Genomic DNA, 25,239 nt, shown 5'->3' on the forward strand with positions numbered 1-25,239 from the left:
TTAGAAGTGGAAACTGGTGGTCAACAGCGCCGTACGCCCGGCGGCCTGGTTGGCAAAGTGCGCCGCGTAGGCTTTGTCGTAGTAGGTCTTGTCGGTCAGGTTTTGCACGTTCAATTGCAGGTCGACGTTCTTGGTCAGCTTGTAGCTGGCCATCGCGTCGTAGCGGGTGTAAGCCGGCACGTACACGGTGTTGGCCGGGTCGCCGTACACCTGATCGACGTAGAACGCGCCGCCGCCGATGGTCAGTTTTGGCGTGATGTCGTAAGTGGTCCACAGGCTGAAGGTGTTCTTCGGCGTGTTGGGCATTTGGTTGCCTTTGTTGGAGCCGGCAGATACTACGTTTTGACGGTTGCCGATCTTGCCTGGGTCGACCAGTTCGCTTTTCAGGTAGCTGTAGCCGGCAAACACTTGCCATTGGTCAGTGAGCTTGCCGCTGGCCGACAGTTCCAGGCCATCGACACGGGATTCGCCGCCGTTTTCGAAGGTGTTGGAGTCCACCAGGATTCGCGTGTTTTTCTTCTCGGTACGGAACACTGCTGCAGTCAACGACAGGCGGTTGTGGAACAGGTCCCACTTGGTGCCCAGCTCGTAGTTGACGGTCTCTTCGGGTTTCAGGTCGCTGGTGTTGATGCCGGTGACGAAACCATTGGTTTCTTGCCCTTCACCCACCAGCCCGCCGACTGGCTGCGCCGAGGTGGCGTAGGAGGTGTAGATGCTGCCGTTTTCCAGCGGCTTCCAGACCAGACCCGCCTGCCAGTTGAAGAACTGGCTGTCGTCCTTGAGCTTGCTGCGCCCGGCTACGGCGTTGGTGTTGGCTTGGGTATCAAAGGTGTCGTAACGCACGCCGACGTTCAGCAGCCATTTCGGGTCCAGCTCGATGGTGTCGAACACATAGGCTGCGCGGCTGGTGGCCTTGGTGTTGGTGCCCATGTAGTTGCGTGCCACGCTGCCGGTCCAGGCGTCATCCGGTGTCGGGTTGCTCAGCGAGGTGCACTGGCCGCCCAGGCTGCCTTTGGCCACGGTGCAGGTCGGGTTGCTGTTCGGGCTGACGGTGTAGCTGCTGACGCGGGTTTCTTCACCGGTGAGTTCCAGGCCGGTGGAGTACGAGTGTTTCATGCCCGCCAGTTGGAAGTTGCCGAACAGATCAGTCTGGTTGGTGGTGGTGTCGGTGGTTGACACGCGGGTGTTGGCGCGGCGCCACACGGTGCCGAAACGGCTGACGTTGCGCTGGCTGTCGTCCGGCTGAGTGAGTACGTAATCCTGGCCGGTGCTGCCATGGCGCAGGGTGTTTTTCAGCGTCATGTTGTCGTTCAGGTCGTGCTCGATGGAGAACGTGCTGATGTCGGCGCGGGTCTTGCGGAAATCGCGGTCTTTCAAACCGTAGAAGTTGTTGCTGTCGCCGCCGTCGGTGGGTTTGTCATGCCCGTGGGCAGTGGCGGTCGGCGAGCTGTAGCCATACGGAATGCCCGAGTCCGGGAGGTCGTCGCTTTCCATGTGGTAGTAGCTGAAGTTGACGCGGGTCGGTGTGCCCAGGCCGAAAGTCAGCGACGGTGCCACGCCCCAGCGGTCGTAGTTGATGGTGTCGCGGCCGGCCACATTCTGCTCGTGGCTCATCAGGTTCAAACGGAACGCGGCGTTGTCGAGGAACTGACGGTTCACGTCGAGTACGTAGCGGCGGGTCTGGTCGGAGCCGTAAGTGAAACCGCCGTTGGTGAAGTCACGCGCCTGTGGCGTCTTGCTCACCAGGTTGATGCTGCCGCCGGCCGAGCCACGGCCTCCGAACGAGGAATTGGGGCCTTTGCTGACTTCGATCGACTCGATGTCGAAGATCTCGCGGCTCTGGCCGCCGGTGTCGCGCACGCCATCCAGGTAGGTGTCGCCCTGGGCGTCAAAACCACGGATGAACGGGCGGTCGCCCTGGGGGTTGCCGCCTTCGCCGGCGCCAAAGGTGATGCCCGGTACGGTGCGCAGGGCATCCTGCAGCGACGTGGCGGCAGTGTCTTTCAACACTTGCTGCGGCACCACGGTGACCGAGCGCGGGGTGTCCACCAGCGGCGCGGTGTATTTTTGCGACGAGGCTTTTTCGACCTGGTAGGAGGTGTTGTCCTGTTCCTGGCCGGTGATGCTGGTGGCGCCGAGGGAGATGCTGTTGCGCTCGCCTTTTGGTTCGGTGCTTTCGGCCGCTTGCGCCAGTTGGGCGGCAGAGCTGGCACTGAGTGCAACGCCGATGGCCGAAGCCAGCATGCGCGGTGAACTGGCAGGTGTTTTTAGCGTAGTGCGCGACATAACAAGTCCTTTCCCCAAGGAGGTGAGGCCGCGGAATATAGGGTCAACAAGACTTTCTATCAATTGCGATACATTACTATTCGCACTGAATTTACATTCTTTACACTTTTGCCTTACGGTTTTTACCCACTCATTCGTCCGCCGCGTTTTACAGGGCAGATAAGAATCAATACCATTAGCGCCTCTCTGTTTTCAGGTATTGCCCCATGTTGCTGCATATTCCCGGCCTGTTCTCTCGCGAGGAGGTGCTGCGCATTCGCCAAGCCCTGGAAAACACTGAGTGGGCCGACGGTAAAATCACCGCCGGGCACCAATCCGCCAAGGCCAAGCACAACCTGCAATTGCCCGAAGGCCATCCGCTGGCCAAGGAAATCGGCGCGGCAATGCTGGAGCGTTTGTGGAACAACCCGCTGTTTATGTCGGCGGCGCTACCGCACAAAGTCTTCCCGCCGTTGCTCAACTGCTACACGGCCGGTGACAGTTTCGATTTTCATATCGACAATGCCGTGCGCCAGGCGCGCGGCAGCCACGAGCGGGTGCGCACGGATCTGTCGTCCACGCTATTCTTCAGCGACCCGGAGGAATACGACGGCGGCGAACTGGAAATTCAGGACACTTTTGGCCTGCAACGGGTAAAACTGCCGGCGGGCGATATGGTGCTGTACCCCGGCTCCAGCCTGCACAAAGTCAACGCCGTGACCCGTGGCACGCGCTACGCCTCATTTTTTTGGACCCAAAGCCTGGTGCGCGAAGACAGCCAGCGAACGTTGCTGTTCGAAATGGACGGCGCTATCCAGCAACTGACCACGGACGTACCCGACCACCCGGCGCTGATCCAGCTTACCGGCACCTACCACAACCTGCTGCGCCGCTGGGTTGAGGTGTAAGCATGGGCTTTTTATTGCGCCGTGAAGAAGTGCTCAATGTCGAGCAACTGCAAAGCATGCTCGACGACTCCCCGGTGCGCGCTGCGCAGGCGATTTTGATGGCGGCGAAGGAAGGCGTGGTCGACGCTCAAGCGTTGCTCGGGCAAATCCTGCTGGAAGGGCGCGGCATTGCATGCGATGAAGCGCTGGCACTGCGCTGGTTCCAGATCGCGGCCCATGGCGGGCATTGGATGGCGCGCAATATGACCGGGCGTTGCCTGGAGCATGGTTGGGGTTGCGCCGTCGATGAAGCAGCGGCTGCGCGCAATTATCGTCTGGCGGCAGAAGCTGGATTGGATTGGGGGCAGTACAACTACGCCAACTTGCTGGCGACCGGCCGCGGTGTTGCGCAAGACCGGGCGCAAGCGTTTGCGTTTTACCGGCTGGCCGCAGAGCAGGGCCATGCCAAGTCGATGAACCTGCTGGGGCGTTATCTGGAAGACGGCCAGTATTGCCCTCAGGATCTGGATGCGGCCGTAGCGTGGTATCGCCGTTCAGCCGAAGGCGGGGATTTTCGTGGGCAGTTCAGCTATGCGGCGGTGTTGGCTGATAGGGGCCAGATCGAGGAGGCGCTGGGTTGGCTGCGCCAGGCACTGGCTGGAGGGAACCTCAAGTTTTTGCGCACCGCGCACAAGGCGCTGTTAAATGCAGCGCAGCCGGAAATCAGGTCTTTGGCTAAAGATTTCGAGCAGCGAGTGGCTCAATTAAACGATGAGCGGCATGGGTTAGCAGTTGCCGCACCGATCTAAATCACTATGATTGAAGCTGATTCAGATTTAATCATATGTTTCGCAATGCTGCGAAGAGAGGATTTATGGGCGCCGACACTAAAGTACTGACCGCTCACGTCCCCACCGCCTTGGCGCAAAAAGTCGATCAGATGGCGGCACGGATGGATCGTTCGCGGGGCTGGATCGTTAAGCAAGCGCTCGCCGATTGGGTCGATATGGAGGAAGCACGCAGCCGGCTGACACGAGAGGCCATGGCCGATGTCGATGCCGGTCGGGTGATTGATCAGCAAGCGGTTCAAGCCTGGGCGGATAGTTTAAGCACTGATTCGCCGCTGCCGGTACCTCGCTGATGGAGTTGAAGTGGACCAGTAAGGCCTTATCGGATCTGGCTCGACTTTTCGACTTCCTGGCCGTCGTAAATCGCATGGCGGCGGCGCGTACGGTGCAGTCACTTTCCCAAGCACCTTTGAGCTTGTTAAGTAACCCGCGCATCGGTGAACGCGTTGAAGAATTTGAACCGCGGGACGTAAGACGACTGTTGGTTGGTCATTACGAAATGCGCTACGAAATTCAAGAATCAACACTCTATATTTTGCGTTTATGGCCCGTGCGCGAAGATCGCTGAAACGTAGCCCCCCATAAAAAAACCCATGACATGTCATGGGTTTTTTGTGTGCAGCGTTCTTACACGTAGTAAGACTTCAGCGGCGGGAAGCCGTTGAACTCAACCGCGCTGTAGCTGGTGGTGTAGGCACCGGTCGACAACCAGTACAAACGATCACCAATCGCCAGGTTCAGCGGCAGGCCGTACTTGTAGTTTTCGTACATGATGTCGGCGCTGTCGCAGGTCGGGCCGGCGATGACCACTTCTTCCATCTCGCCTTTCTTCTCGGTCCAGATCGGGAACTTGATGGCTTCGTCCATGGTTTCGATCAGGCCGGAGAATTTGCCCACATCCGTGTACACCCAGCGCTCGACGGCGGTGCGCGATTTACGTGCAACCAGTACCACTTCGCTGACCAGGATACCGGCGTTGGCGATCAACGAACGGCCCGGTTCCAGGATGATTTCCGGCAGGTCGTCGCCGAAATCTTCCTTGAGGAAGCGGATGATTTCTTCGGCATAGGTTTCCAGGCTGTTGGTACGGGTGATGTAGTTGGCCGGGAAGCCGCCGCCCATGTTGATCAGCTTGAGGTGGATGCCGTCTTCTTCCTTCAGGCGTTCGAAGATCACTTTGACCTTGGCGATGGCGGCATCCCATACGCTGATGTCGCGCTGTTGCGAGCCGACGTGGAAGGAAATGCCGTAAGGCACCAGGCCCAGGTCGCGGGCGAGGATCAGCAGGTCCATGGCCATGTCGGTCTGGCAGCCGAATTTGCGCGACAAAGGCCAGTCAGCCGTGGTCGAGCCTTCGGTGAGGATACGCACATACACTTTGGAACCCGGCGCGGCCTTGGCGATGTTGCGCAGGTCGGCTTCGGAGTCGGTGGAGAACAGGCGCACGCCTTTATCAAAGAAGTAGCGGATGTCCTTGGATTTCTTGATGGTGTTGCCGTAGCTGATACGGTCCGGGCTGACGCCACGGTCCATCACTTTATCCAGCTCGTAGATCGAGGCGATGTCGAAGCTCGAACCCTTGTCTTTCAACAGGTCGATGATCTCGACGGCCGGGTTGGCCTTGACCGCGTAATAGACTTTGGCGAATTCGAAACCGGCGCGCAGGTCATCGTAGGCCTGGCTGATCATCGCGGTGTCGATCACCACGAACGGGGTTTCTTGCTTGTCGGCGAACGCCTTCATTTTGTCAAAAGTGGCGCGCGCGAAATAATCTTCGACGTTGATCGACATGCTGGGAACTCCTAAGGGCAAACTGTAGTAATCAATGGGTGCAACTGAACGTCCTCCGTATCCCCACTTTGGTTCGCCTACTTCCCAAGGCATGTCGCCGAAAGCAAAAAGGCCATGGGATAACCGCGTCCCTTGGCCTTGCTGTCTCGTCGTCAGTACTTGAGCCGGATGGATCGTTTCCAGCATGGACGTTCGGCGCGAACTTTAGGACGTGAGGGGCCATAGATCAACTAAAAATGTCGCGTTTTTGCACGCGTTCGTCGCGGGACCCGGTGCAGCTACTTATGTAACCGACAGGTGTGACGGATTGATGTTCCCCCGGGAGTGTTATTTGAGGGGAATTTGGAGCGCTTTGTTGCGAGGGAGCTTGCTCCCGCTGGGGCGCGAAGCGGCCCCAAAATCAGTCAACCCCGTTTACCTGAAACTATTGAGTCGTCTGTTCTGGGGCTGCTGCGCAGCCCAACGGGAGCAAGCTCCCTCGCCACAGAAGTTAATCAGGCCAGTGCTGTCTCGGCAGGCGACACGATACTGGTCTTGCCCCCGCGCGACTTACCGGAACTCAGGTACTCGGCAATCGACTCTTGCGTCACTTCACCGAGGAACACCCGCTCCGCATCCATCACCGGCAACCACGAACGGTTGAACTCATACATACGCGACAACAGGATGCGCAAATGCTCGTCGTACGCCGCCGTGGCGTTGAACTCTCGCAGGTACTGCCCGCAGGTACCGGTCTGACGGTGCAGGTCGCGACGTCGAACATAACCCAGCGCCTTGTTCTCGGCGCAGGTGACCACCACATAACGGCGGTCCGTCTCGTCCATCAACTCCAGCGCTTCGGCCACCGGGGTTTCCGGGCTTACTGACGGGGCGTTGTCCGCGGCATCTTCGGCTTTCACCAGGAGCAGGCGCTTGAGGGTGCTGTCCTGACCGACAAAGTTACTCACGAACTCGTCAGCCGGGTGCGCCAGCAGTGTGTCCGGATGGTCGATCTGCAGCAGCTTGCCGGCGCGGAAGATCGCAATCTTGTCGCCCAGCTTGATGGCTTCATCGATGTCGTGGCTGACCATGATCACGGTCTTGTTCAGCGCCCGTTGCATCTCGAAAAACTCGTTCTGGATCATCTCGCGGTTGATCGGGTCGACCGCACCGAACGGTTCGTCCATCAGCAGCAGCGGGGCATCGGCGGCCAGCGCGCGGATCACGCCAATGCGCTGTTGCTGGCCACCCGACAGTTCACGCGGGTAGCGATGCAGGTACTGCTTGGGTTCCAGCTTGATCATGCTCATCAATTCGCGGGCGCGGTCGTGGCATTTCTGCTTGTCCCAGCCGAGCAGCTTGGGCACGACCACGATGTTTTCCTCGATGGTCATGTTCGGGAACAGGCCGATCTGCTGGATGACATAGCCGATGTTGCGACGCAGGGTCACTTCGTCGAGGTCGGTGGTGTCCTCGCCGTTGATCAGAATCTTGCCCGAGGTGGGCTTGATCAAGCGGTTGATCATTTTCAGCGTGGTGCTCTTGCCGCAGCCCGACGGGCCGAGGAATACGCAAATTTCGCCTTCGTTGACGGTCAGGCTTACGTCGTTCACGGCGGAGACAGTCTTGCCGTTGCTTTGAAAAGTCTTGGTCAGGTTTTGAAGTTCGATCATTTGAGCAGTCCTTTTGGAGTCAGCGAGCGTTGCAGCCATTGCAGAAGCAGGTCGGCGAAGATGGCCAGGAGACTGACCAGCACGGCGCCCACGATCAGCATCGACATGTCGCTGCGGCTGATGGAAGCCAGAATAAGTACACCCAGGCCACCGGCGCCGATGGTAGCGGCGATGGTCATTACACCAATGTTCATCACCACGGCGGTGCGCACACCGGCGAGGATCACCGGCACGGCAATCGGCAGTTCTACCATGCGCAGGCGCTGGCCGAAGGTCATGCCGATGCCTTTGGCGGCTTCGCGAATGCCCGGCTCCACGCCCGTGAGGGCGAGGTAGGTGTTACGCATGATCGGCAGCAGTGAGTAGAGGAACACCGCGGTAATCGCCGGCATCGGCCCCAGGCCCTGGCCGAACTTGGAGTAGAACGGCAGCAGCAGGCCGAACAGCGCGATGGACGGCACGGTCAACAGCACCGTGGCGCTGGCTTGCAGCGGGCCGGCCAGGGTCGGGAAGCGGGTCATCAGCACGCCGAGGGGCACGCCGACGACAATCGCCAGGATTACCGCAATGCCGACCAGGGTGATGTGCTGCCAGGTCAGTTGCAGGACAAGTGCCCAATCAAGATGGGAAAAGGCGTTCAGGAATTCCATGTCTTCTCCTCTTATTGGCTGATGGGATGTTGGCGCAGAAAATCTGCGGCCACGGCGGATGGGCTTTCATGGTCGACGTCGACCCGTGCGTTCAACTGGCGCATGGTGGCGTCGTCAAACAGCGCAGCCAGCGGCTTCAGGTCGGCGGCCAATTGCGGGTGGGCGTCGAGATAAACCTGACGCACCACGGGCGCTGCGGTGTAGTCCGGGAAGTAGTGCTTGTCGTCTTCCAGCAGCTTCAATTTGAAGGCGTTCAGGCGACCGTCGGTGGTGTAGACCAACCCGGCAAACACCTGGCCATTACGCAGCGCGGTGTAGACCAGGCCGGCGTCCATCTGCCGAGTGTTTTTACGCGTGAGGTTCATGTCATACAGCTTGACCATGCCGGCCATGCCGTCGGAACGGTTGGCGAACTCGGTGTCCAGGGCTACCAGGCGGTTTTCCTTGGTTTTTTCCGCCAGGGCTTGGGTCAGGTCGCTGATGCTATTGACCTGCGGGAACTCCTTAGCCACGTTCTCCGGCAATGCCAGGGCGTAGGTGTTGCTGAATTTCGACGGCGACAGCCAGACCAGGCCTTTTTTCGCGTCGAGTTCTTTCACCCGAGCGTAAGACTGTTCGCTGTCGAGCTTCTCGTCGATATGGTTGTAAGCCACCAGCGACACGCCGGTGTACTCCCAAATTAAATCAAGCTGCCCGCTTTCCTGGGCACTGCGCGCCAGGTTACTGCCCAGGCCGCCGGTCACACGGGTGTCGTAGCCCTTGGTGCGCAGGTACTGGGAAGTGATTTCGGCGAGCAGGGTCTGTTCGGTGAACACCCGGGCGCCGATGCGAATCACCGGTTTTTCGGCGGCTTGCGCAATGCCTGCAAACAGCAGGACGCAGCTCAATATCAAAGTCAGTTTTTTCATGTGATTTCCTTTGCCAAGCCTTAAGACGCACGCACTCCGCGTTCCAGCCAGAGGCGGCTGGCCATGGTCACCAGACCGTCGAGCAGCAATGCCAGCAGCGCGGTGCACGCGGCGCCGAGCAGCAGTTGCGGCTGATTGTTCAGGGCGATGCCGGGGAAAATCAGGCTGCCCAGGCTGTTGGCACCAATCAGGAACGCCAGCGGTGCGGTGCCGACGTTGATCGCCAGGGCCACGCGCACGCCGCCGATGATGATCGGCACGGCGTTAGGCAGCTCCACGCGAAACAGCACCTGGCGCGGCGTCATGCCGATGCCGGTGGCAGCTTCTTTGAGTGAGCCTTGAACGTTTTTGAGGCCTTCGTAGGTGTTGCGCACGATGGGCAGCAACGAGGCGAGGAACAACGCGAAGATGGCCGGGCCACTGCCGATGCCGAGGACGCCGAGGGCGATGGCCAGTACGGCCAGGGGAGGGACGGTGTTGCCGATGTTGAAGATCTGCATGAAGCGTTCTGCGCGCCCGACCATGTTCGGTCGGCTGAGCAGGATGCCGGCGGGGATGCCCACAACGAGGGCGGCCAGCATGGAGACTAGAACGAGGATCAGGTGTGCTTGCAGGTAAAACAACAAATCGTCGCGGTACAGTTCGATCGTGTTGATGCCGATCCAGTGGACCAGCAGGGCCAGGAGTGCGACGACAACCGCACCTCCTATCAGCCCTTTGCCATAGCGAATAGCCACAGGCGGACTCCTTTTTTTCTTTTGTCGGCGAACACATTCTCCGGCGGCAATGCCATTGCTGGCTGCCTTCGAATGTGTTCGCGAAAAGCAGCTCGCCGATACCGGCAACGCGGTATGCGATCGAGCCATGAGCGCAGCCTCGTCAGGCTAACTTGCTGATTTTTCAGCCCCTGTTCCGAGTGCGGTAGCAGGGGAGTGGACGTCTCTACCTTTTAAAAGGTTCCATACTTGGCAGCATTTAGCCACCCCCAATCGGGTGAACGGTGGTCCGGCGCCTGGGGTTTGCGCTATACTCGCCGCCCTTTTTTGACTCACCTGCCAGGCGATTTCCCATGACCCACCAGGCCGCCGAAGTCGCGAAACGCCGCACTTTCGCCATTATTTCCCACCCCGATGCCGGTAAAACCACCATCACCGAGAAGCTGTTGCTGATGGGCAAGGCAATCGCTGTGGCCGGCACGGTGAAATCCCGCAAATCCGACCGCCATGCGACATCCGACTGGATGGAAATGGAAAAACAACGGGGTATTTCCATTACCACGTCGGTCATGCAGTTCCCGTATCGCGACCACATGGTCAACCTGCTCGACACCCCCGGCCACGAAGACTTCTCCGAAGACACCTACCGCACCCTCACCGCGGTGGACTCGGCCTTGATGGTCCTCGACGGCGGTAAAGGCGTTGAGCCACGGACCATCGCGCTGATGGACGTCTGCCGCCTGCGTGACACGCCCATCGTCAGCTTCATCAACAAACTCGACCGCGACATTCGCGACCCGATCGAGTTGCTGGATGAAATCGAAGCCGTCCTGAAGATCAAGGCCGCGCCGATCACCTGGCCGATTGGTTGCTACCGCGACTTCAAGGGCGTTTATCACCTGGCCGACGACTACATCATTGTCTACACCGCCGGCCACGGTCACGAACGCACCGAAACCAAGATCATCGAGAAGCTCGACTCGGACGAAGCCCGCGCCCACCTGGGTGACGAGTACGACCGTTTTGTCGACCAGCTGGAACTGGTGCAGGGCGCCTGCCACGAGTTCAACCAGCAGGAATTCCTCGACGGCCAGCTGACGCCGGTGTTCTTCGGTACTGCACTGGGCAACTTCGGTGTCGACCACGTGCTCGACGCCGTGGTGGATTGGGCGCCGAAACCCCTGGCCCGGGTTGCCAACGAGCGCACCGTGGAACCGGTCGAAGAGAAATTCACCGGCTTCGTGTTCAAGATCCAGGCGAACATGGACCCCAAACACCGCGACCGTATCGCCTTCATGCGCATCTGCTCCGGTAAATACGAAAAAGGCATGAAGATGCGCCACGTGCGCACCGGCAAGGACGTGCGCATCGGCGACGCCCTGACGTTCTTCTCCTCCGAGCGTGAACAGCTGGAAGAGGCGTTTGCCGGCGACATTATCGGCCTGCACAACCACGGCACCATCCAGATCGGCGACACCTTCACCGAAGGCGAAGCCCTGGGCTTCACCGGCATCCCGCACTTCGCCCCGGAACTGTTCCGCCGCGTACGCCTGCGTGACCCGCTCAAATCCAAGCAACTGCGCCAAGGCCTGCAGCAGCTGGCGGAAGAGGGTGCCACCCAAGTGTTCTTCCCCGAGCGCAGCAACGACATCATCCTCGGCGCCGTCGGTGTGCTGCAGTTCGATGTGGTCGCCAGCCGCTTGAAAGAGGAATACAAGGTGGAGTGCTCCTACGAGCCGATCACGGTGTATTCGGCGCGCTGGATTGATTGCAGCGATAAGAAGAAGTTGGAAGAGTTCTCCAACAAGGCCGTGGAAAACCTGGCGATCGACGGCGGTGGTCACCTGACCTACCTGGCACCGACGCGGGTCAACCTGGCGCTGATGGAAGAGCGCTGGCCGGATGTGAAATTCCGGGCGACCCGCGAACACCACTAAGGTCTGTGCGGTACACCAAAGGGCGAAGCTGTCATGGCTTCGCCCTTTTTTGTGTGCGCGACGCTGGTCCATTGTGGGAGCTGGCTTGCCTGCGATGGCGGTCTGTCAGTAACCCTATCAGTGGCTGGCCCACCGCTATCGCAGGCAAGCCAGCTCCCACATTTTGATCTTCATCTGTCCGGGCCATTGGCGCGAATCCCGCATCCGGTCTAGCGTTTTCAAATACTTCACCCACTCACCGACGGATCCGGAGGCGACCTTGCGTATAACTCAACGTGCCGTCCAGCTGATGCTGCTGGCAGCCCCAGGCTCAGCCAGCGCCCAAGGAATATCAAGAAAACCCCTACAATGACGGTGAGGACAGGATACGTGAGGCCTGATTGGCATAAACCCGAGAACGGAACTAGCTTCATTCACAGCGCCGGTCGAACGCTGGCGCACGTGTTTCACTGACTGGACGGAAATCGACCATGACTATCTTTCAACGTTTGGTGCTGTTGCTGAAAGTGTTGGTGATGTTATCGCTGGGCGCTTCTTCGGCGTGGGCCAGTACGGCTGTGCAGAGCCAGGCCCCAGGCTATGTGGCGGCGAAGACGGCGCAGGTGGGTGGTTTGCAGTTGGCCAAGAGCGAGTCTGAGGCCGGTGATGAGGACCAGGGCGGTTCCAAGGATGATGATGACCAGCAAGCGCCGCCAGATGACGATGACAACTCTGAAGGTGACAGCGATACCTGAGTCGAGATGAAAAAAAGCCCCGCCTGCCGGACTGATGCGCAATCCGACGGGTGGGGCGGTAGAACTCCTCTAAGTCGATCGTTCCCACGCTCCGCGTGGGAATGCATCCTGTGACGCTCTGCGTCACGCCTTAATCGAGCGACGGGACGCAGAGCGTCCTGGGCGGCGTTCCCACGCAGAGCGTGGGAACGATCCAGCGATCTCGTCAGGCCACGAATTGCTCCGCATAGTGGCAAGCCACCTGACGGTTATCCAACGCTCGCAACTGCGGCTCCTCACTGCTGCACCGCGCCGTGGCATACGGGCAACGTTTGTGGAAAGCGCAGCCAGGCGGCGGGTTCAGCGGGTTGGGCAGTTCGCCGACGATCTTGATCTTCGGCTTGTTCGGGTCCGGGTGGATGGTCGGGGTGGCCGACAGCAGCGCCTGGGTGTAGGGGTGCAGCGGGCGCGCGTAGATGTCTTCCTTGGGGCCGACTTCCACGGGGCGGCCGAGGTACATCACCATCACGTCGTCGGCGACGTGTTGCACCACCGCCAGGTTGTGGGAGATGAACACGTAGGCGGTGTTGAATTCCTGCTGCAGGTCCATGAACAGGTTGAGTACCTGGGCCTGGATCGACACGTCCAGCGCCGAGGTCGGCTCATCCGCCACCAGCACTTTAGGCTGCAACATCATGGCGCGAGCCAGGGCGATGCGCTGGCGCTGGCCACCGGAGAACATGTGCGGGTAGCGCTGATAATGCTCAGGGCGCAGGCCCACTTGCTTCATCATGGCCTGCACTTTCTCGCGGCGTTCGGCGGCGGACAGGTTGGTATTGATCAGCAGCGGCTCGCCGAGCTGGTCACCGACCTTCTGGCGCGGGTTCAACGAGGCGTACGGGCTCTGGAACACCATCTGCACGTCTTTGCGCAATTGCTTGCGCTGGGCCTTGTCGGCGCCGGCGACTTCCTGGCCGGCGATTTTCAAGGAGCCGGACGACGGCTCTTCAATCAGCGTGAGCGCACGGGCCAGGGTGGATTTACCGCAACCCGACTCGCCTACCACGGCGAGGGTCTTGCCGGCTTCCAGTTCAAACGACACACCATTAAGCGCGCGCACCAGTGCATGGCCCTTGAACAGGCCACGGGACACTTCGTAGTGACGGGTGAGGTCGCGGGCGGTAAGAACGACGGCCATTACGCCACCTCCTGGTTCAAGGGGTAGAAGCAGCGCGCGAGGCTGTTGCTTTTCGGGTCAAGGCCGGGGCGCTGGGCACGGCAGGATTCCTGCACGTACGGGCAACGTGGCGACAGCAGGCAACCCTGCGGGCGGTCATAACGACCAGGCACGATACCCGGCAGCGTGGCCAGGCGCGTGGCGCCCAGGCTGTGCTCGGGAATGGCCTTGAGCAGTGCCTCGCTGTACGGGTGCGCCGGAATGTCGAACAGTTGCGGCACCTGGCCGACTTCCACGGCCTGGCCGGCGTACATCACGCACACGCGCTGGGCGGTTTCAGCCACGACCGCGAGGTCGTGAGTGATCAGCACCAGGCCCATGTTCTGCTCTTTTTGCAGGGCCAGCAGCAGTTCCATGATCTGCGCCTGGATGGTCACGTCCAATGCCGTGGTCGGCTCATCGGCGATCAGCAGCTTCGGCTCGCCGGCAATCGCCATGGCGATTGCCACGCGCTGGCTCATACCGCCGGACAGTTGGTGCGGGTAAGCATCCATACGGCTGGCGGCGCCTGGGATTTCTACCTTTTCGAGCAGTTCGATAGCGCGTTTGCGGGCTTGCTTGCCGGACATTTTCAGGTGCAGGCGCAGCACTTCTTCGATCTGGAAACCCACGGTGTAGCTGGGGTTCAGCGCGGTCATCGGGTCCTGGAACACCATCGCCAGGTCTTTGCCGACGATCTGGCGACGCTGGCGGTTGCTCAGCTTGAGCATGTCCTTGCCGTCAAAGTTCAGCGCGTCGGCAGTAACGATACCGGGGTGCTCGATCAGGCCCATCAGCGCCATCATGGTCACGGATTTACCCGAGCCCGACTCGCCAACGATCGCCAGTACTTCGCCTTTGTCGACGGAAATGTCGAGGCCATCGACCACCGGCACGGCGGTCTTGTCGCCGAAGCGCACGTTGAGATTCTTGATTTCTAACAGTGACATGGGAATCTCCTCAGGCGGCGTTCTTGAGTTTCGGGTCCAGCGCATCGCGCAGGCCGTCACCCATCAAGTTGATTGCCAGCACGCTGAGCAAAATGGTCAAACCCGGCAGGCTCACCACCCACCAGGCGCGTTCGATGTAGTCACGGGCCGAAGCCAGCATGGTGCCCCACTCAGGGGTTGGCGGTTGTACGCCAAGGCCAAGGAAGCCCAGGGCGGCAGCATCGAGGATCGCCGAGGAGAAGCTCAAGGTGGCCTGTACGATCAGCGGTGCCATGCAGTTGGGCAGCACGGTGATGAACATCAGGCGTGGCAGGCCGGCGCCGGCGAGGCGGGCGGCAGTCACGTAGTCGCGGTTCAGTTCGCCCATTACCGCAGCGCGGGTCAGACGGACATAAGACGGCAGCGACACGATAGCGATGGCGATGACGGTGTTGATCAGGCCAGGGCCGAGGATTGCGACGATGGCAACAGCCAGCAGCAGCGATGGCAGGGCCAGCATGATGTCCATCAAGCGCATGATGGTCGGGCCAAGCACGCGTGGGAAGAAACCGGCGAACAGGCCCAGCAGGATGCCCGGGATCAGCGACATCACCACCGACGACAAGCCGATCAGCAACGACAGGCGCGAACCCTGGATCAGCCGCGAGAGCAGGTCACGGCCCAGCTCGTCAGTACCCAACAGGAACTGTATTTGCCCACCTTCCAGCCAGGCCGGTGGGGTGAGCAGGAAGTCGCGGTATTGCTCGCTGGGGTTATGTGGCGCAACCCACGGGGCGAAAATCGCGCAGAACACGATCAGCAACATAAACAGCAGGCCGGCAACCGCGCCTTTGTTTTTGGAAAAGGCTTGCCAGAATTCTTTGTACGGGGACGGGTACAGCAGGCTTTGATCGACTGCTACCGCTTGAGTAGGTGTGCTCATGGTCATGATCTCAGCGCTGGTGACGGATGCGTGGGTTGGCGAAGCCGTAGAGGATATCCACCACGAAGTTCACCATGATCACCAGGCAGGCGATCAGCAAGATGCCGTTTTGCACCACCGGGTAGTCCCGCGCGCCAATGGCTTCGATCAGCCATTTGCCGATGCCGGGCCACGAGAAGATGGTTTCGGTCAGGACCGCACCGGCCAGCAGGGTGCCGACTTGCAGGCCGACCACGGTCAGTACCGGGATCAGCGCGTTACGCAGGCCGTGCACGAATACCACGCGCGCCGGCGACAGGCCTTTGGCCTTGGCGGTGCGGATGTAGTCTTCACGCAGTACTTCGAGCATCGACGAACGGGTCATGCGCGCAATCACCGCCAGCGGGATGGTGCCGAGCACGATGGCCGGCAGGATCAGGTGGTGCAGGGCATCCCAGAACGCGTCCGGCTCGTCAGCCAGCAAGGTGTCGATCAGCATGAAGCCGGTGCGCGGCTCGATGTCGTAGAGCAGGTCGATACGCCCGGAAACCGGGGTCCAGCCCAGGCTCACCGAGAAGAACATGATCAGGATCAGGCCCCACCAGAAGATCGGCATCGAATATCCCGCAAGGGAGATGCCCATCACCCCATGGTCGAACAGGGATCCTCGTTTAAGGGCCGCGATCACCCCGGCCAACAGGCCCAGGATACCGGCGAACAACAGGGCGGCCATGGACAGTTCCAGGGTCGCAGGGAAGAGGGCGGTGAATTCGGTCCACACGCTGGTGCGCGTGCGCAGGGATTCGCCGAGGTCGCCGTGGGCGAGCTTGCCTACATAGTCAAAGTATTGCGCATAGAGTGGCTTGTTCAGGCCAAGGCGTTCCATTGCCTGTGCGTGCATCTCGGGGTCGACACGGCGTTCGCCCATCATGACTTCTACGGGGTCGCCGGGAATCATGCGAATCAACGCAAACGTCAGCAACGTGATGCCGAAAAACGTGGGGATCAATAACCCCAATCGGCGGGCAATAAAACTAAACATCTTGTTGTGTACCTCAATCAGCCGGTTAGGCAGGTTCGGCACCGTCAATGTCGACGGTGCCGAGCGTCTTCTCTTATTTACTTCACCTGGGTGGTGGCGAAGTTATTTGTGGTCAGAGGGCTTTGGGTAAAGCCTTCGACGTTTTTGCGCATGGCGGTGAACATTTTCGGGTAAGCCATGGGAATCCATGGTTGGTCTTTTTCGAAGACATCCATGGCTTGTTCGTAGAGTGTGGCCCGTTTCGAGGGTTCCTCGATGGCGCGCGCTTTGTCGATCAAGTCTTGAAACTCTTTGTTACACCAGCGGGCGTAGTTTTCGCCGTTTTTCGCTGCATCGCAACTCAGGTTTGGCGTGAGGAAGTTATCCGGGTCCCCGTTATCCCCTGCCCAACCGGCGGAAACCATGTCGTGCTCGCCGTTTTTGGCACGCTTGAGCATCTCGCCCCATTCCATCACTTTGATGTTCACTTTCAGGCCGATCTGCGCCAGATCCGCCTGCATGCGCTGGGCGCCGAGCATCGGGTTGGGGTTGGTCGGGCCGCCGCCATTACGGGTGAACAGAGTGAACTCGGTGCCTTCCGGTACGCCGGCTTCCTTGAGCAGGGCGCGGGCCTTGTCGAGGTCACGGGTTGGGTTTTTCAGCTTGTCGCTGAAACCCAGCAGCGTTGGCGGGTACGGGCCGGTGGCATCAATGGCATTGCCTTTGCCGTACAGGGATTCGTTGTAGCCTTTTTTGTCGAACGCGATGTTGATCGCGTGACGCACCCGCGCGTCGCTCATGTACTTGTGAGTGGTGTTCAGCGCAGTGTAGGCGGTGGTCATCGCCGCCAGCTCCGCAACCTTCAGGTTCGGGTCAGCCTTCATGCTCGGCACGTCATCCGGTTTCGGATACAGCGCGATCTGGCACTCGTTGGCCTTGAGCTTCTGCAGGCGCACATTGTTGTCGGTGGTGATCGCTAGGATCAGCGGGTCAGCTGGCGGTTTGCCACGGAAGTAGTCCGGGTTGGCCTTGAAACGCACCTGGGCGTCTTTGGCGTAACGGGTGAAGATGAACGGGCCGGTGCCGATGGGCTTGGCGTTCAGGTCATCGGTCCTGCCGGACTTGAGTAACTGGTCGGCGTATTCGGCGGAGTGAATCGAGGAAAACGCCATGGCCAGGTCGGCCAAAAACGGTGCTTCAGGACGGGTCAGGGTAAAGACGACGGTGTGATCGTCGGTCTTCTCTACGCTCTTGAGCAGTTCCTTGAAGCCCATGCTTTCAAAGTACGGGTAGCCCACGAGGGACTTGTTGTGCCAAGGGTGATTCGGGTCCAGCTGGCGCTGAAAGCTCCAAAGCACGTCGTCGGCGTTCATGTTGCGCGTGGGTTTGAAGTAGTCGGTGGTGTGGAACTTTACATCGTCACGCAGGTGGAAGGTGTAGGTCAGGCCATCAGCGCTGATCTCGGGCAGGGCCTTGGCCAGTGCCGGTACAACTTCGGTGGTGCCGGGCTTGAAGTCCACCAGGCGGTTGAACATGGTTTCAGCGGCGGCGTCAGCGGTTACTGCGGTGGTGTACAGAACCGGGTCAAAACCTTCCGGGCTGGCTTCGGTGCAGACCACCAGCGGTTTGGCTGAAACGCCGATCGCAACGCTCAACAGCGCAGCGGCAATGGCAGCTTGTAGCGGGAGCATTTTCATTCAGAGCCCTCTGCAATCGATTAAACCAGACAAGCGTAGACGGCGGGCTCGTGATGAGCCCGCCGTCTACCTGGCGCTAATTAAAGAATGTTGAACGGGATGGTGGTGACCAGGCGGAACTCACGGATGTTGCCGTCAGCCTGGTTGGCGCTGGCACGGTGAGTCACGTAGGTACCACGGATGGTGGTGGCCTTGAGTGGGCCGCTCTGCAGGGCGTAGGAAGTACCGATGCCGTATTCCTGGTGTTTCTCGCCATCCTGATTCTGGATGCCGTTGTAAGCGAAGCCTTTCACGCCGCCGTCGCCGGTGTAGTGAGTGCCGTCGATGCCCCAGCCGCGAGCCGAGTAGATGTTGAACTTCAGGCCCGGCACGCCGTATTCGGCCATGTTGAGGCCGTAAGCGACCTGGAACGATTTCTCGTTCGGGCCGTTAAAGTCGGACGTCAGGGAGTTGGCCAGGTAGATGCCGTTGGTTTCGTGCAGGTAGTCGAAGTACTCGTTACCGTTAACTTCCTGGTACGAGAAGGTCAGGCTGTGAGCCTGGTGAGTCAGGCCCAGCGACAGCGAGTAGGTGTCGTTGTCGATCTTGCCCATCAACTTTTTGCCTTCGTCGACGGTCTTGTAGTAGTTCAGGCCGGTGGTCAGGGCCAGGGTTTGAGCATCACCCAGTTCGTGGGTGGCGCCGAAGTAGTACTGGTTCCAGAAGTCTTTGACTTGAGCGCCAAAGAAGCTGGTTTTCAGGCTCTTGAACGGCTGGTAGTTCACGCCGGCGGTGTAGACGTGATCCGCTTCCTGGCCATTGCCGTATTCACTGCGGAATTTCGACAGGCTCTGTTCGGTACGTGGCGACACGCGGTCGAAGTAAGCGCCCTGGAACGACAGGTTGCTGAACTCTTCGCTGTTCAGGGCGAAACCTTCGAAGCTCGATGGCAGCGCACGGTTGCCGATGGTGTCGACGATGCCGCTGCTGAAGTTCTGGCGACCGGCGGTCAAGGTGGTGTTCGACACACGGAACTTCACGTTGGCCAGGCCCAGTTTGCTCCACTGGTCGACTGCATCACCGTTGGAGTCGGCCAGGGTACGGTTGGAACCACCCTTGATGTCGCGCTTGCTGCGGTCCAGAACCAGAGCGTTGTAGGCCGCGACTTCGGTAGCGACGCCCACGGTGCCTTGGGTAAAGCCCGAGCTCAGGTTGAGGATGGTGCCCTGTACCCAGTTGGTACGGTAAGCGTCAGTGCGCGCTTCGCCGTGCTTCTGGTAGGTGAACTTGCCGCCACGGAACTTCTGTTCGTTGGAGAACCAGTTACGGGTGGTACCGCCCAGGCTTGCGCCGTCGACAAAGCCTTTGGCCTCGCTTTGGGCACTGGTGCCGGCCAATGTGGTTGGAACGAAGTCCTGGCTCTGGGTTTCAGCGAAGGCGGTTGCCGTGATGCTGCTGATGGCCAGGGCCAGAAGCGCTTTGCTGCTCAGTTTCATGGGTGGAGCTCCTTTGGTTCTCTTTTTAATGCCGGTCTTTTTAGGTGAACCGGCTATTGGGTGTGTAACTCGTTCAAGCTATTGCAAACGTTTGCCGTAGGATAAATCCCAACAAAAGGCGGCACGTTTGCTACGGAGCCGATTTGGCTCCGCACCATCCGGTTATTTTCTTATGGGTTGAAACTGACGCCCGAGAACACGTTGCGGCCGAAGGGGCTGACTTTGAAACCTTCGACTTTGGCGCTTAACGGCTGGTTGACCGTCGAGTGGGCGACTGGCGTGATTGGCACTTGCTGTTTAAGCAATTGCTGCGCCTGTTTGTACAGAACAGTCCTTTGTTCGCGGTCGGTCACGACCTTGGCTTGCTTGATCAGCTTGTCGTACGCCGGGTCACACCACATGGAGTAGTTGTTCCCGCCGATGGCGTCGCAGCTGTAGAGGGTGCCCAGCCAGTTGTCCGGGTCACCGTTGTCGCCGGTCCAGCCGATCAGGCTGATATCGTGCTCGCCGTTTTTGGTGCGCTTGATGTACTCGCCCCATTCGTAGCTGACGATCTTGACCTTGAGGCCGATCTTGGCCCAATCGCTTTGCAGCATTTCGGCCATCAGCTTGGCGTTGGGGTTGTACGGGCGCTGCACCGGCATGGCCCACAGGGTGATCTCGGTGCCTTCTTTAACGCCGGCGGCCTTGAGCAGTTGCTTGGCTTTTTCCGGGTTGTAGGCGGCGTCCTTGATGCTGTCGTCGTAGGACCACTGGGTCGGCGGCATGGCGTTGACCGCCAGTTGGCCCGCGCCCTGGTACACGGCATTGAGGATGCTTTGCTTGTTCACCGCCATGTCCAGCGCCTGGCGCACTTCGAGCTGGTCGAAAGGTTTGTGGCGCACGTTGTAGGCGATGTAGCCGAGGTTGAAACCTGGCTTGGTCAACAGTTGCAGGTTCGGGTCGGCCTTGAGCGCGTCGACGTCAGCGGGGCGCGGGTGCAGGGTCACCTGGCACTCGCCAGCCTTGAGCTTCTGCACCCGCACCGAGGCGTCGGTGTTGATGGCGAAAATCAGTTGGTCCAGCTTGACGCGGCTCGGGTCCCAGTACTGCTTGTTGCCCACATAACGGATCTGCGAGTCTTTCTGGTAGCGCTGGAATACGAACGGGCCTGTGCCGATCGGCTTCTGGTTGATGTCGCTGGGTTTACCTTGTTTAAGCAACTGTTCGGCGTACTCGGCCGACAGGATCGAGGCAAAGCTCATGGCGATGTTTTGCACAAACGCGGCATCAACCGTGTTCAGGGTCATCACCACGGTGTAAGGGCCGGTCTTCTCGACCTTGGCGATGTTCTTGTTCAGGCTCATCCCGTTGAAGTATGGAAACTCGGTGGGGTAGGCCTTGCGAAACGGGTATTCAGGGTCGAGCATGCGGTTGAAGGTGAACAGCACGTCGTCGGCGTTGAAGTCGCGCGTCGGCTTGAATTCCTTGTTGCTGTGGAACTTCACCCCTTCACGCAGGTGAAAGGTGTAAGTCAGGCCGTCTTCGGAAATATCCCACTTGGTTGCCAGCCCAGGCACCACGTCAGTCGCGCCTTTTTCGAATTCAACCAGGCGGTTGTACAAGGGCTCCGCCGCGTCGTTGTCGGTGGCGGTGGTGTACTGCGCGGTGTCGAACCCGGCCGGGCTGCCTTCAGAGCAGAACACCAGGCTCTTCTTTTCGGCGGCTTGGCCCATCGTGGCCACAGCCAGCAGGCTGGTGCCAAAAATTGCGGATAGAACAGTGGTATGGCGCATGACGATCCCGATCCTTGTTTGTTGTTGTCACCAGCGAACAATCACCCAGGCGTCAGGCCTGGGAGACATCACTGATCCCACATACAGCAAGTGCCTTTCCTAGGTTGGAGCCTCTGCTGTCCTACGACGGTATGGGTCGCGGAGCTTGCAGTAAATGCGCCAAAACGGATTGACCTTGTAGGCAACGGATGCACATGTCGCAGTTCATTGCTGTAGGACGGCAATGTTGCGGATGTGGTCTGTTTCCTACGGTCTGGGCGGATGCAATAACGGCGACGTTATGAAACGTCGCCGCTACTGAGCCTTACTTGCCGCTTACGCTAACGCCGTAGAAGGAGTTCAAGCCAAACGGGCTGATCTTGAAGTCCTGCACGGTGTTGCGCATGGGTTGATACACCGTCGAGTGCGCGATAGGTGTCATCGGGACTGCATCTTTGAGGATATGTTGCGCCTGCTTGTACAGCTCGGTGCGTTTGGCGACATCCGATGTGGCTTTGGCTTCTTTGACGATGCCGTCGAATTTCTTGTCGCACCATTTGGAGAAGTTGTTACCGGACAGCGAGTCGCAGCCGAACAGCACGTTCAGCCAGTTGTCCGGGTCACCATTGTCACCGCTCCAGCCAATGATCATGGCCTGGTTCTCGCCGCCTTTGGAACGCTTGATGTACTCGCCCCACTCGTAGCTGACAATGTTGACCTTCAGGCCGATCTGTTTCCAGTCGTTCTGCAGCATCTCGGCCATCAGCTTGGCGTTCGGGTTGTACGGACGTTGAACCGGCATGGCCCACAGGGTGATTTCGGTGCCTTCCTTGACGCCCGCTTCCTTGAGCAAAGCCTTGGCTTTGGTCACATCATGCGGGGCATCCTTGATGGTGGTGTCGTAGGACCACTGGGTCGGCGGCATGGCGTTGACGGCCAGTTGGCCTGCGCCCTGGTACACGGAGTCGATGATCTGCTGCTTGTTCACCGACATGTCCAGCGCTTCACGTACACGCAGGTCAGACAGTGGGTTGGCGGCGGTCTGGCCCTTGAGCACCGGCATAACGTTGTAAGCGATGTAGCCCAGGTTGAAACCGGCCTGGTGCGGCAGTTTCAGGTCCTTGTCTTCACCCAGCGCCTTGAGGTCGGCTGGACGCGGGAACAGGGTCACCTGGCATTCGTTTTTCTTCAGCTTCTGGATACGCACCGACGGGTCAGTGGTGATGGCGAAGATCAGGTTGTCGATCTTCACGTCTTCAGGCTTCCAGTAATCCTTGTTGCCGGTGTAACGGATGTTGGAGTCTTTCTGGTAGCTCTTGAACACGAACGGGCCAGTGCCGATTGGCTTCTGGTTGATGTCCTGTGCCTTGCCTTCTTTCAACAGTTGGGCGGCGTATTCAGCCGACTGGATCGACGCGAAGCTCATCGCCAGGTTCTGGATGAAAGCGGCGTCCACAGTGCCAAGGGTGAACTTGACGGTGTGGTCATCGACTTTCTCGATGTTCTTGATGTTGGTGTCCATCCCCATGTCCGTGAAGTACGGGAACTCGGTGGGGTAGGCTTTGCGGAACGGGTCGTCCTTATTGATCATGCGGTTGAACGTGAACAGCACGTCATCAGCATTGAAGGTACGGGTCGGCTTGAAGTACGAGGTGGTGTGGAACTTCACGCCATCACGCAGGTGGAAGGTGTACGTCAGGCCATCCGGGGAAACGTCCCAGCTGGTGGCCAGCCCAGGAATCACAGCAGTGCCGCCGCGTTCGAACTGGGTCAGACGGTTGAACATGGTTTCGGCCGAGGCATCGAAGTCTGTTCCGGTGGTGTACTGGCCTGGGTCGAAACCGGCCGGGCTCCCTTCGGAGCAGAACACCAGGTTAGTCGCCGCTTGGGCGAATGGAGCTGCGGCCATAAGGCCAGCACTCACTAAAAGCGGAAGGACTGCGTGTTTAAGCATGTTGGCCTCATGATTTGTTGTCATTTTTGGTGGTGAGGGCGACCTCGTGAGTCGGCCTGCGGATACTTATGCAGGGGCCATACCCATTGCAAGATGCTGAACCGTTGCGAGAGGCAAACTGTGGTACGAACGTACAGGAATGTCGCATTTATGAAAGTTTGTACATAAATGCATATATATAGAGGGTTTTTTCGGTGCATTGTGCGCACCAAAAAGGCCCAGCCGAGGCGTCTGGCGCACTCGGTTGGGGCGATGATGTTACTTATCTAGACTGACACCATAGAACGGCGTAAGCCCAAACGGGCTGATCTTGAAGTTTTGCACTTCCTTACGCAGTGGCTGGAAAACCGTCGAGTTCGCAATAGGTGTTATAGGTACTTGTTCCTTAAGTATTTTTTGCGCCTGTTGATACCACTTGATGCGTTGATCGCGGTCGTTGCTGACCTTGGCCTGTTGCACCAGCTTGTCGTAGGCCGGGTTACACCATTTGGCGTAGTTACTGCCCTTGACGGCGGCACAACTGTAGAGCACGCCGAGCCAGTTATCCGGGTCGCCGTTGTCGCCGGTCCAGCCATAAATCATGGCGTCATGCTCGCCATTTTTGGCGCGCTTGATGTATTCGCCCCATTCGTAGCTGATTATGTTGGCCTTGATACCGACCTTCGCCCAATCCTGCTGGATCATTTGTGCCGACATGCGTGCGTTGGGGTTTGAAGCACGCTGTACCGTCATGGCCCACAAATTGATGGTGGTACCTGGTGCAACCCCTGCTTCTTTTAGTAGCGCCCGGGCCTTGGTCGGATCGTAGGGCGCGTCCTTGATAGTGGGGTCATAAGACCACTGCGCCGGTGGCAGTGCGTTCTGCGCCAATTGTCCGGCGCTCTGGTAAACGGCCTTGATGATCGCGGGCTTGTCGATGGCCATGTCCAGCGCCTGGCGCACTTTGAGCTGGTCCAGCGGCGGATGCGTCACGTTGTAGGCCAGGAAACCCAAGTTGAAACCGGCCTGTTGCAGCACGCGCAGGTTGGGGTCTTGTTTCATTATTTCAATGTCGGACGGACGCGGGTAACCGCTGACCTGGCATTCACCGGCCTTGAGTTTCTGCAGGCGCGCGGCGGCGTCCGGGGTGATGGCGAATACCAGATTGTCGAGCTTCACATCCTCGGGCTTCCAATACTGCTTATTGGCCACGTAGCGAATCTGCGAATCTTTCTGGTAGCGCTTGAACACAAACGGGCCCGTGCCCACCGGCTTCTGATTGATCTGCTCGGCTTTGCCTTCTTCTAACAGTTGGGCGGCGTATTCGGCTGATTGCACCGAAGCGAAGCTCATGGCCAGGTTCTGTACGAACGAGGCATCGACATTGTTCAGGTTGAACTGCACGGTGTGGTTGTCGAGTTTCTCGACGTTTTTGATCGTGGTGTTCAAACCCATGTCAGTGAAGTAAGGCGATTCTGACGGGTAAGCCTTGCGAAACGGGCTGTTGGCATCGAGCAAGCGATTGAACGTGAACAGCACATCATCCGCATTGAAGTCACGGGTAGGGGTGAAGTAGTCGGTGGTGTGGAATTTGACGCCATCGCGCAGGTGGAAGGTGTAGGTCAGGCCGTCTTTGGAGACCTCCCAGCTTGTTGCAAGGCCAGGCCCTACCTCGGTGCCACCGCGCTTGAACTGGGTCAGGCGGTTAAAGACGGTTTCGGCTGAGGCATCGAAATCGGTGCCGCTGGTGTACTGGCTGGGGTCGAAGCCGGCGGGGCTGGCTTCGGAGCAGTAGACCAGGGTAGTCGCCGCCTGAGCGGTCGGCATCAAGGCCAGGAGGCCGGCGGCAAGGAGCAACGGTTTTAAGGTGATTCTTTCCATGGAGACCCCTGAAGTGGTGGGCATATAAAAGCTGCCCAAACGGA

At 59.2% G+C, this 25,239-nt stretch carries 21 protein-coding genes; 6 read left to right on the plus strand and 15 right to left on the minus strand.

Annotated features, from left to right (window positions below; translation table 11 throughout):
• Positions 1-2,286: a TonB-dependent siderophore receptor gene (locus AOA62_RS07660; RefSeq protein ID WP_017138299.1), complete on the minus strand. Its 2,286-nt coding sequence runs from the start codon at positions 2,284-2,286 to the stop codon at positions 1-3.
• Between the two features lie 206 nt (positions 2,287-2,492).
• Here AOA62_RS07660 and AOA62_RS07665 point away from each other — a divergent pair, with 206 nt between their 5' ends.
• The 4 genes from AOA62_RS07665 (at position 2,493) to AOA62_RS07680 (ending at position 4,568) form a co-directional block, all read left to right on the plus strand.
• Positions 2,493-3,173, plus strand: a complete 681-nt coding sequence (locus tag AOA62_RS07665) for a Fe2+-dependent dioxygenase (RefSeq protein ID WP_099548350.1) — start codon at positions 2,493-2,495, stop codon at positions 3,171-3,173.
• 2 nt (positions 3,174-3,175) lie between these two features.
• A complete protein-coding gene (locus tag AOA62_RS07670; protein WP_099548352.1) occupies positions 3,176-3,961 on the plus strand; it encodes a tetratricopeptide repeat protein in 786 nt (261 codons plus the stop codon).
• Positions 3,962-4,026: 65 nt separating this feature from the next.
• Positions 4,027-4,293: a CopG family ribbon-helix-helix protein gene (locus AOA62_RS07675; RefSeq protein ID WP_017138296.1), complete on the plus strand. Its 267-nt coding sequence runs from the start codon at positions 4,027-4,029 to the stop codon at positions 4,291-4,293.
• Positions 4,293-4,568 (plus strand): type II toxin-antitoxin system RelE/ParE family toxin, encoded by a 276-nt coding sequence (locus AOA62_RS07680; RefSeq protein ID WP_099548354.1) that lies wholly within the window; start codon positions 4,293-4,295, stop codon positions 4,566-4,568. The genes AOA62_RS07675 and AOA62_RS07680 overlap by 1 nt, the downstream gene beginning before the upstream one ends.
• A 59-nt stretch (positions 4,569-4,627) precedes the next feature.
• On the opposite strand, the gene AOA62_RS07685 is transcribed toward AOA62_RS07680, so the two are convergent.
• The 5 genes from AOA62_RS07685 to AOA62_RS07705 all read right to left on the minus strand — a co-directional run bounded on the left by AOA62_RS07685 (position 4,628) and on the right by AOA62_RS07705 (position 9,738).
• Complete coding sequence (locus tag AOA62_RS07685) at positions 4,628-5,791, minus strand: type III PLP-dependent enzyme (RefSeq protein ID WP_017138295.1); 1,164 nt, start codon at positions 5,789-5,791, stop codon at positions 4,628-4,630.
• 494 nt (positions 5,792-6,285) lie between these two features.
• Complete coding sequence (locus tag AOA62_RS07690; RefSeq protein WP_053131666.1) at positions 6,286-7,443, minus strand: betaine/proline/choline family ABC transporter ATP-binding protein; 1,158 nt, start codon at positions 7,441-7,443, stop codon at positions 6,286-6,288.
• Positions 7,440-8,093 carry an ABC transporter permease gene (locus AOA62_RS07695; RefSeq protein WP_017138293.1) on the minus strand — a complete coding sequence of 218 codons (654 nt, stop codon included), beginning with the start codon at positions 8,091-8,093 and terminating at the stop codon, positions 7,440-7,442. Before AOA62_RS07695 ends, AOA62_RS07690 begins: the two co-directional genes overlap by 4 nt.
• A gap of 11 nt (positions 8,094-8,104) precedes the next feature.
• Positions 8,105-9,001 carry a glycine betaine ABC transporter substrate-binding protein gene (locus AOA62_RS07700; RefSeq protein WP_017138292.1) on the minus strand — a complete coding sequence of 299 codons (897 nt, stop codon included), beginning with the start codon at positions 8,999-9,001 and terminating at the stop codon, positions 8,105-8,107.
• 20 nt (positions 9,002-9,021) lie between these two features.
• On the minus strand, positions 9,022-9,738 hold the full coding sequence (locus tag AOA62_RS07705) for an ABC transporter permease (protein ID WP_017138291.1): 717 nt from the start codon (positions 9,736-9,738) through the stop codon (positions 9,022-9,024).
• 332 nt (positions 9,739-10,070) lie between these two features.
• On the opposite strand from AOA62_RS07705, the gene AOA62_RS07710 reads away from it, so the two are divergent.
• Both AOA62_RS07710 and AOA62_RS07715 read left to right on the plus strand, forming a co-directional pair.
• The gene (locus tag AOA62_RS07710) at positions 10,071-11,654 is read left to right on the plus strand and encodes a peptide chain release factor 3 (protein ID WP_017138290.1); all 1,584 of its coding nucleotides are present in this window, start codon (positions 10,071-10,073) and stop codon (positions 11,652-11,654) included.
• Between the two features lie 470 nt (positions 11,655-12,124).
• Entirely contained in the window at positions 12,125-12,388 is a 264-nt protein-coding gene (locus AOA62_RS07715; RefSeq protein WP_017138289.1) for a hypothetical protein, read from the plus strand.
• Positions 12,389-12,593: 205 nt separating this feature from the next.
• On the opposite strand, the gene AOA62_RS07720 is transcribed toward AOA62_RS07715, so the two are convergent.
• From AOA62_RS07720 to AOA62_RS07760, 9 genes are all read right to left on the minus strand, one after another.
• Positions 12,594-13,565 carry a peptide ABC transporter ATP-binding protein gene (locus AOA62_RS07720; RefSeq protein ID WP_017138288.1) on the minus strand — a complete coding sequence of 324 codons (972 nt, stop codon included), beginning with the start codon at positions 13,563-13,565 and terminating at the stop codon, positions 12,594-12,596.
• Positions 13,565-14,533 (minus strand): ABC transporter ATP-binding protein, encoded by a 969-nt coding sequence (locus AOA62_RS07725; RefSeq protein WP_017138287.1) that lies wholly within the window; start codon positions 14,531-14,533, stop codon positions 13,565-13,567. The genes AOA62_RS07720 and AOA62_RS07725 overlap by 1 nt, the downstream gene beginning before the upstream one ends.
• A 10-nt stretch (positions 14,534-14,543) precedes the next feature.
• Entirely contained in the window at positions 14,544-15,455 is a 912-nt protein-coding gene (locus AOA62_RS07730; RefSeq protein ID WP_017138286.1) for an ABC transporter permease subunit, read from the minus strand.
• 10 nt (positions 15,456-15,465) lie between these two features.
• Entirely contained in the window at positions 15,466-16,476 is a 1,011-nt protein-coding gene (locus AOA62_RS07735; protein WP_026013789.1) for an ABC transporter permease subunit, read from the minus strand.
• Between the two features lie 77 nt (positions 16,477-16,553).
• Entirely contained in the window at positions 16,554-18,152 is a 1,599-nt protein-coding gene (locus AOA62_RS07740) for an ABC transporter substrate-binding protein (RefSeq protein ID WP_017138284.1), read from the minus strand.
• A gap of 80 nt (positions 18,153-18,232) precedes the next feature.
• Positions 18,233-19,627, minus strand: coding sequence for an OprD family porin (locus tag AOA62_RS07745; RefSeq protein WP_017138283.1), 1,395 nt, complete (start codon positions 19,625-19,627; stop codon positions 18,233-18,235).
• Between the two features lie 170 nt (positions 19,628-19,797).
• Entirely contained in the window at positions 19,798-21,402 is a 1,605-nt protein-coding gene (locus tag AOA62_RS07750; RefSeq protein WP_017138282.1) for an ABC transporter substrate-binding protein, read from the minus strand.
• Between the two features lie 304 nt (positions 21,403-21,706).
• Entirely contained in the window at positions 21,707-23,335 is a 1,629-nt protein-coding gene (locus tag AOA62_RS07755; protein ID WP_017138281.1) for an ABC transporter substrate-binding protein, read from the minus strand.
• A gap of 258 nt (positions 23,336-23,593) precedes the next feature.
• Complete coding sequence (locus AOA62_RS07760) at positions 23,594-25,195, minus strand: ABC transporter substrate-binding protein (RefSeq protein WP_099548357.1); 1,602 nt, start codon at positions 25,193-25,195, stop codon at positions 23,594-23,596.
• Positions 25,196-25,239: the final 44 nt, after the last annotated feature.

Source organism: Pseudomonas sp. 2995-3, assembly GCF_002742565.1.
GTDB lineage: Bacteria > Pseudomonadota > Gammaproteobacteria > Pseudomonadales > Pseudomonadaceae > Aquipseudomonas > Aquipseudomonas edaphica.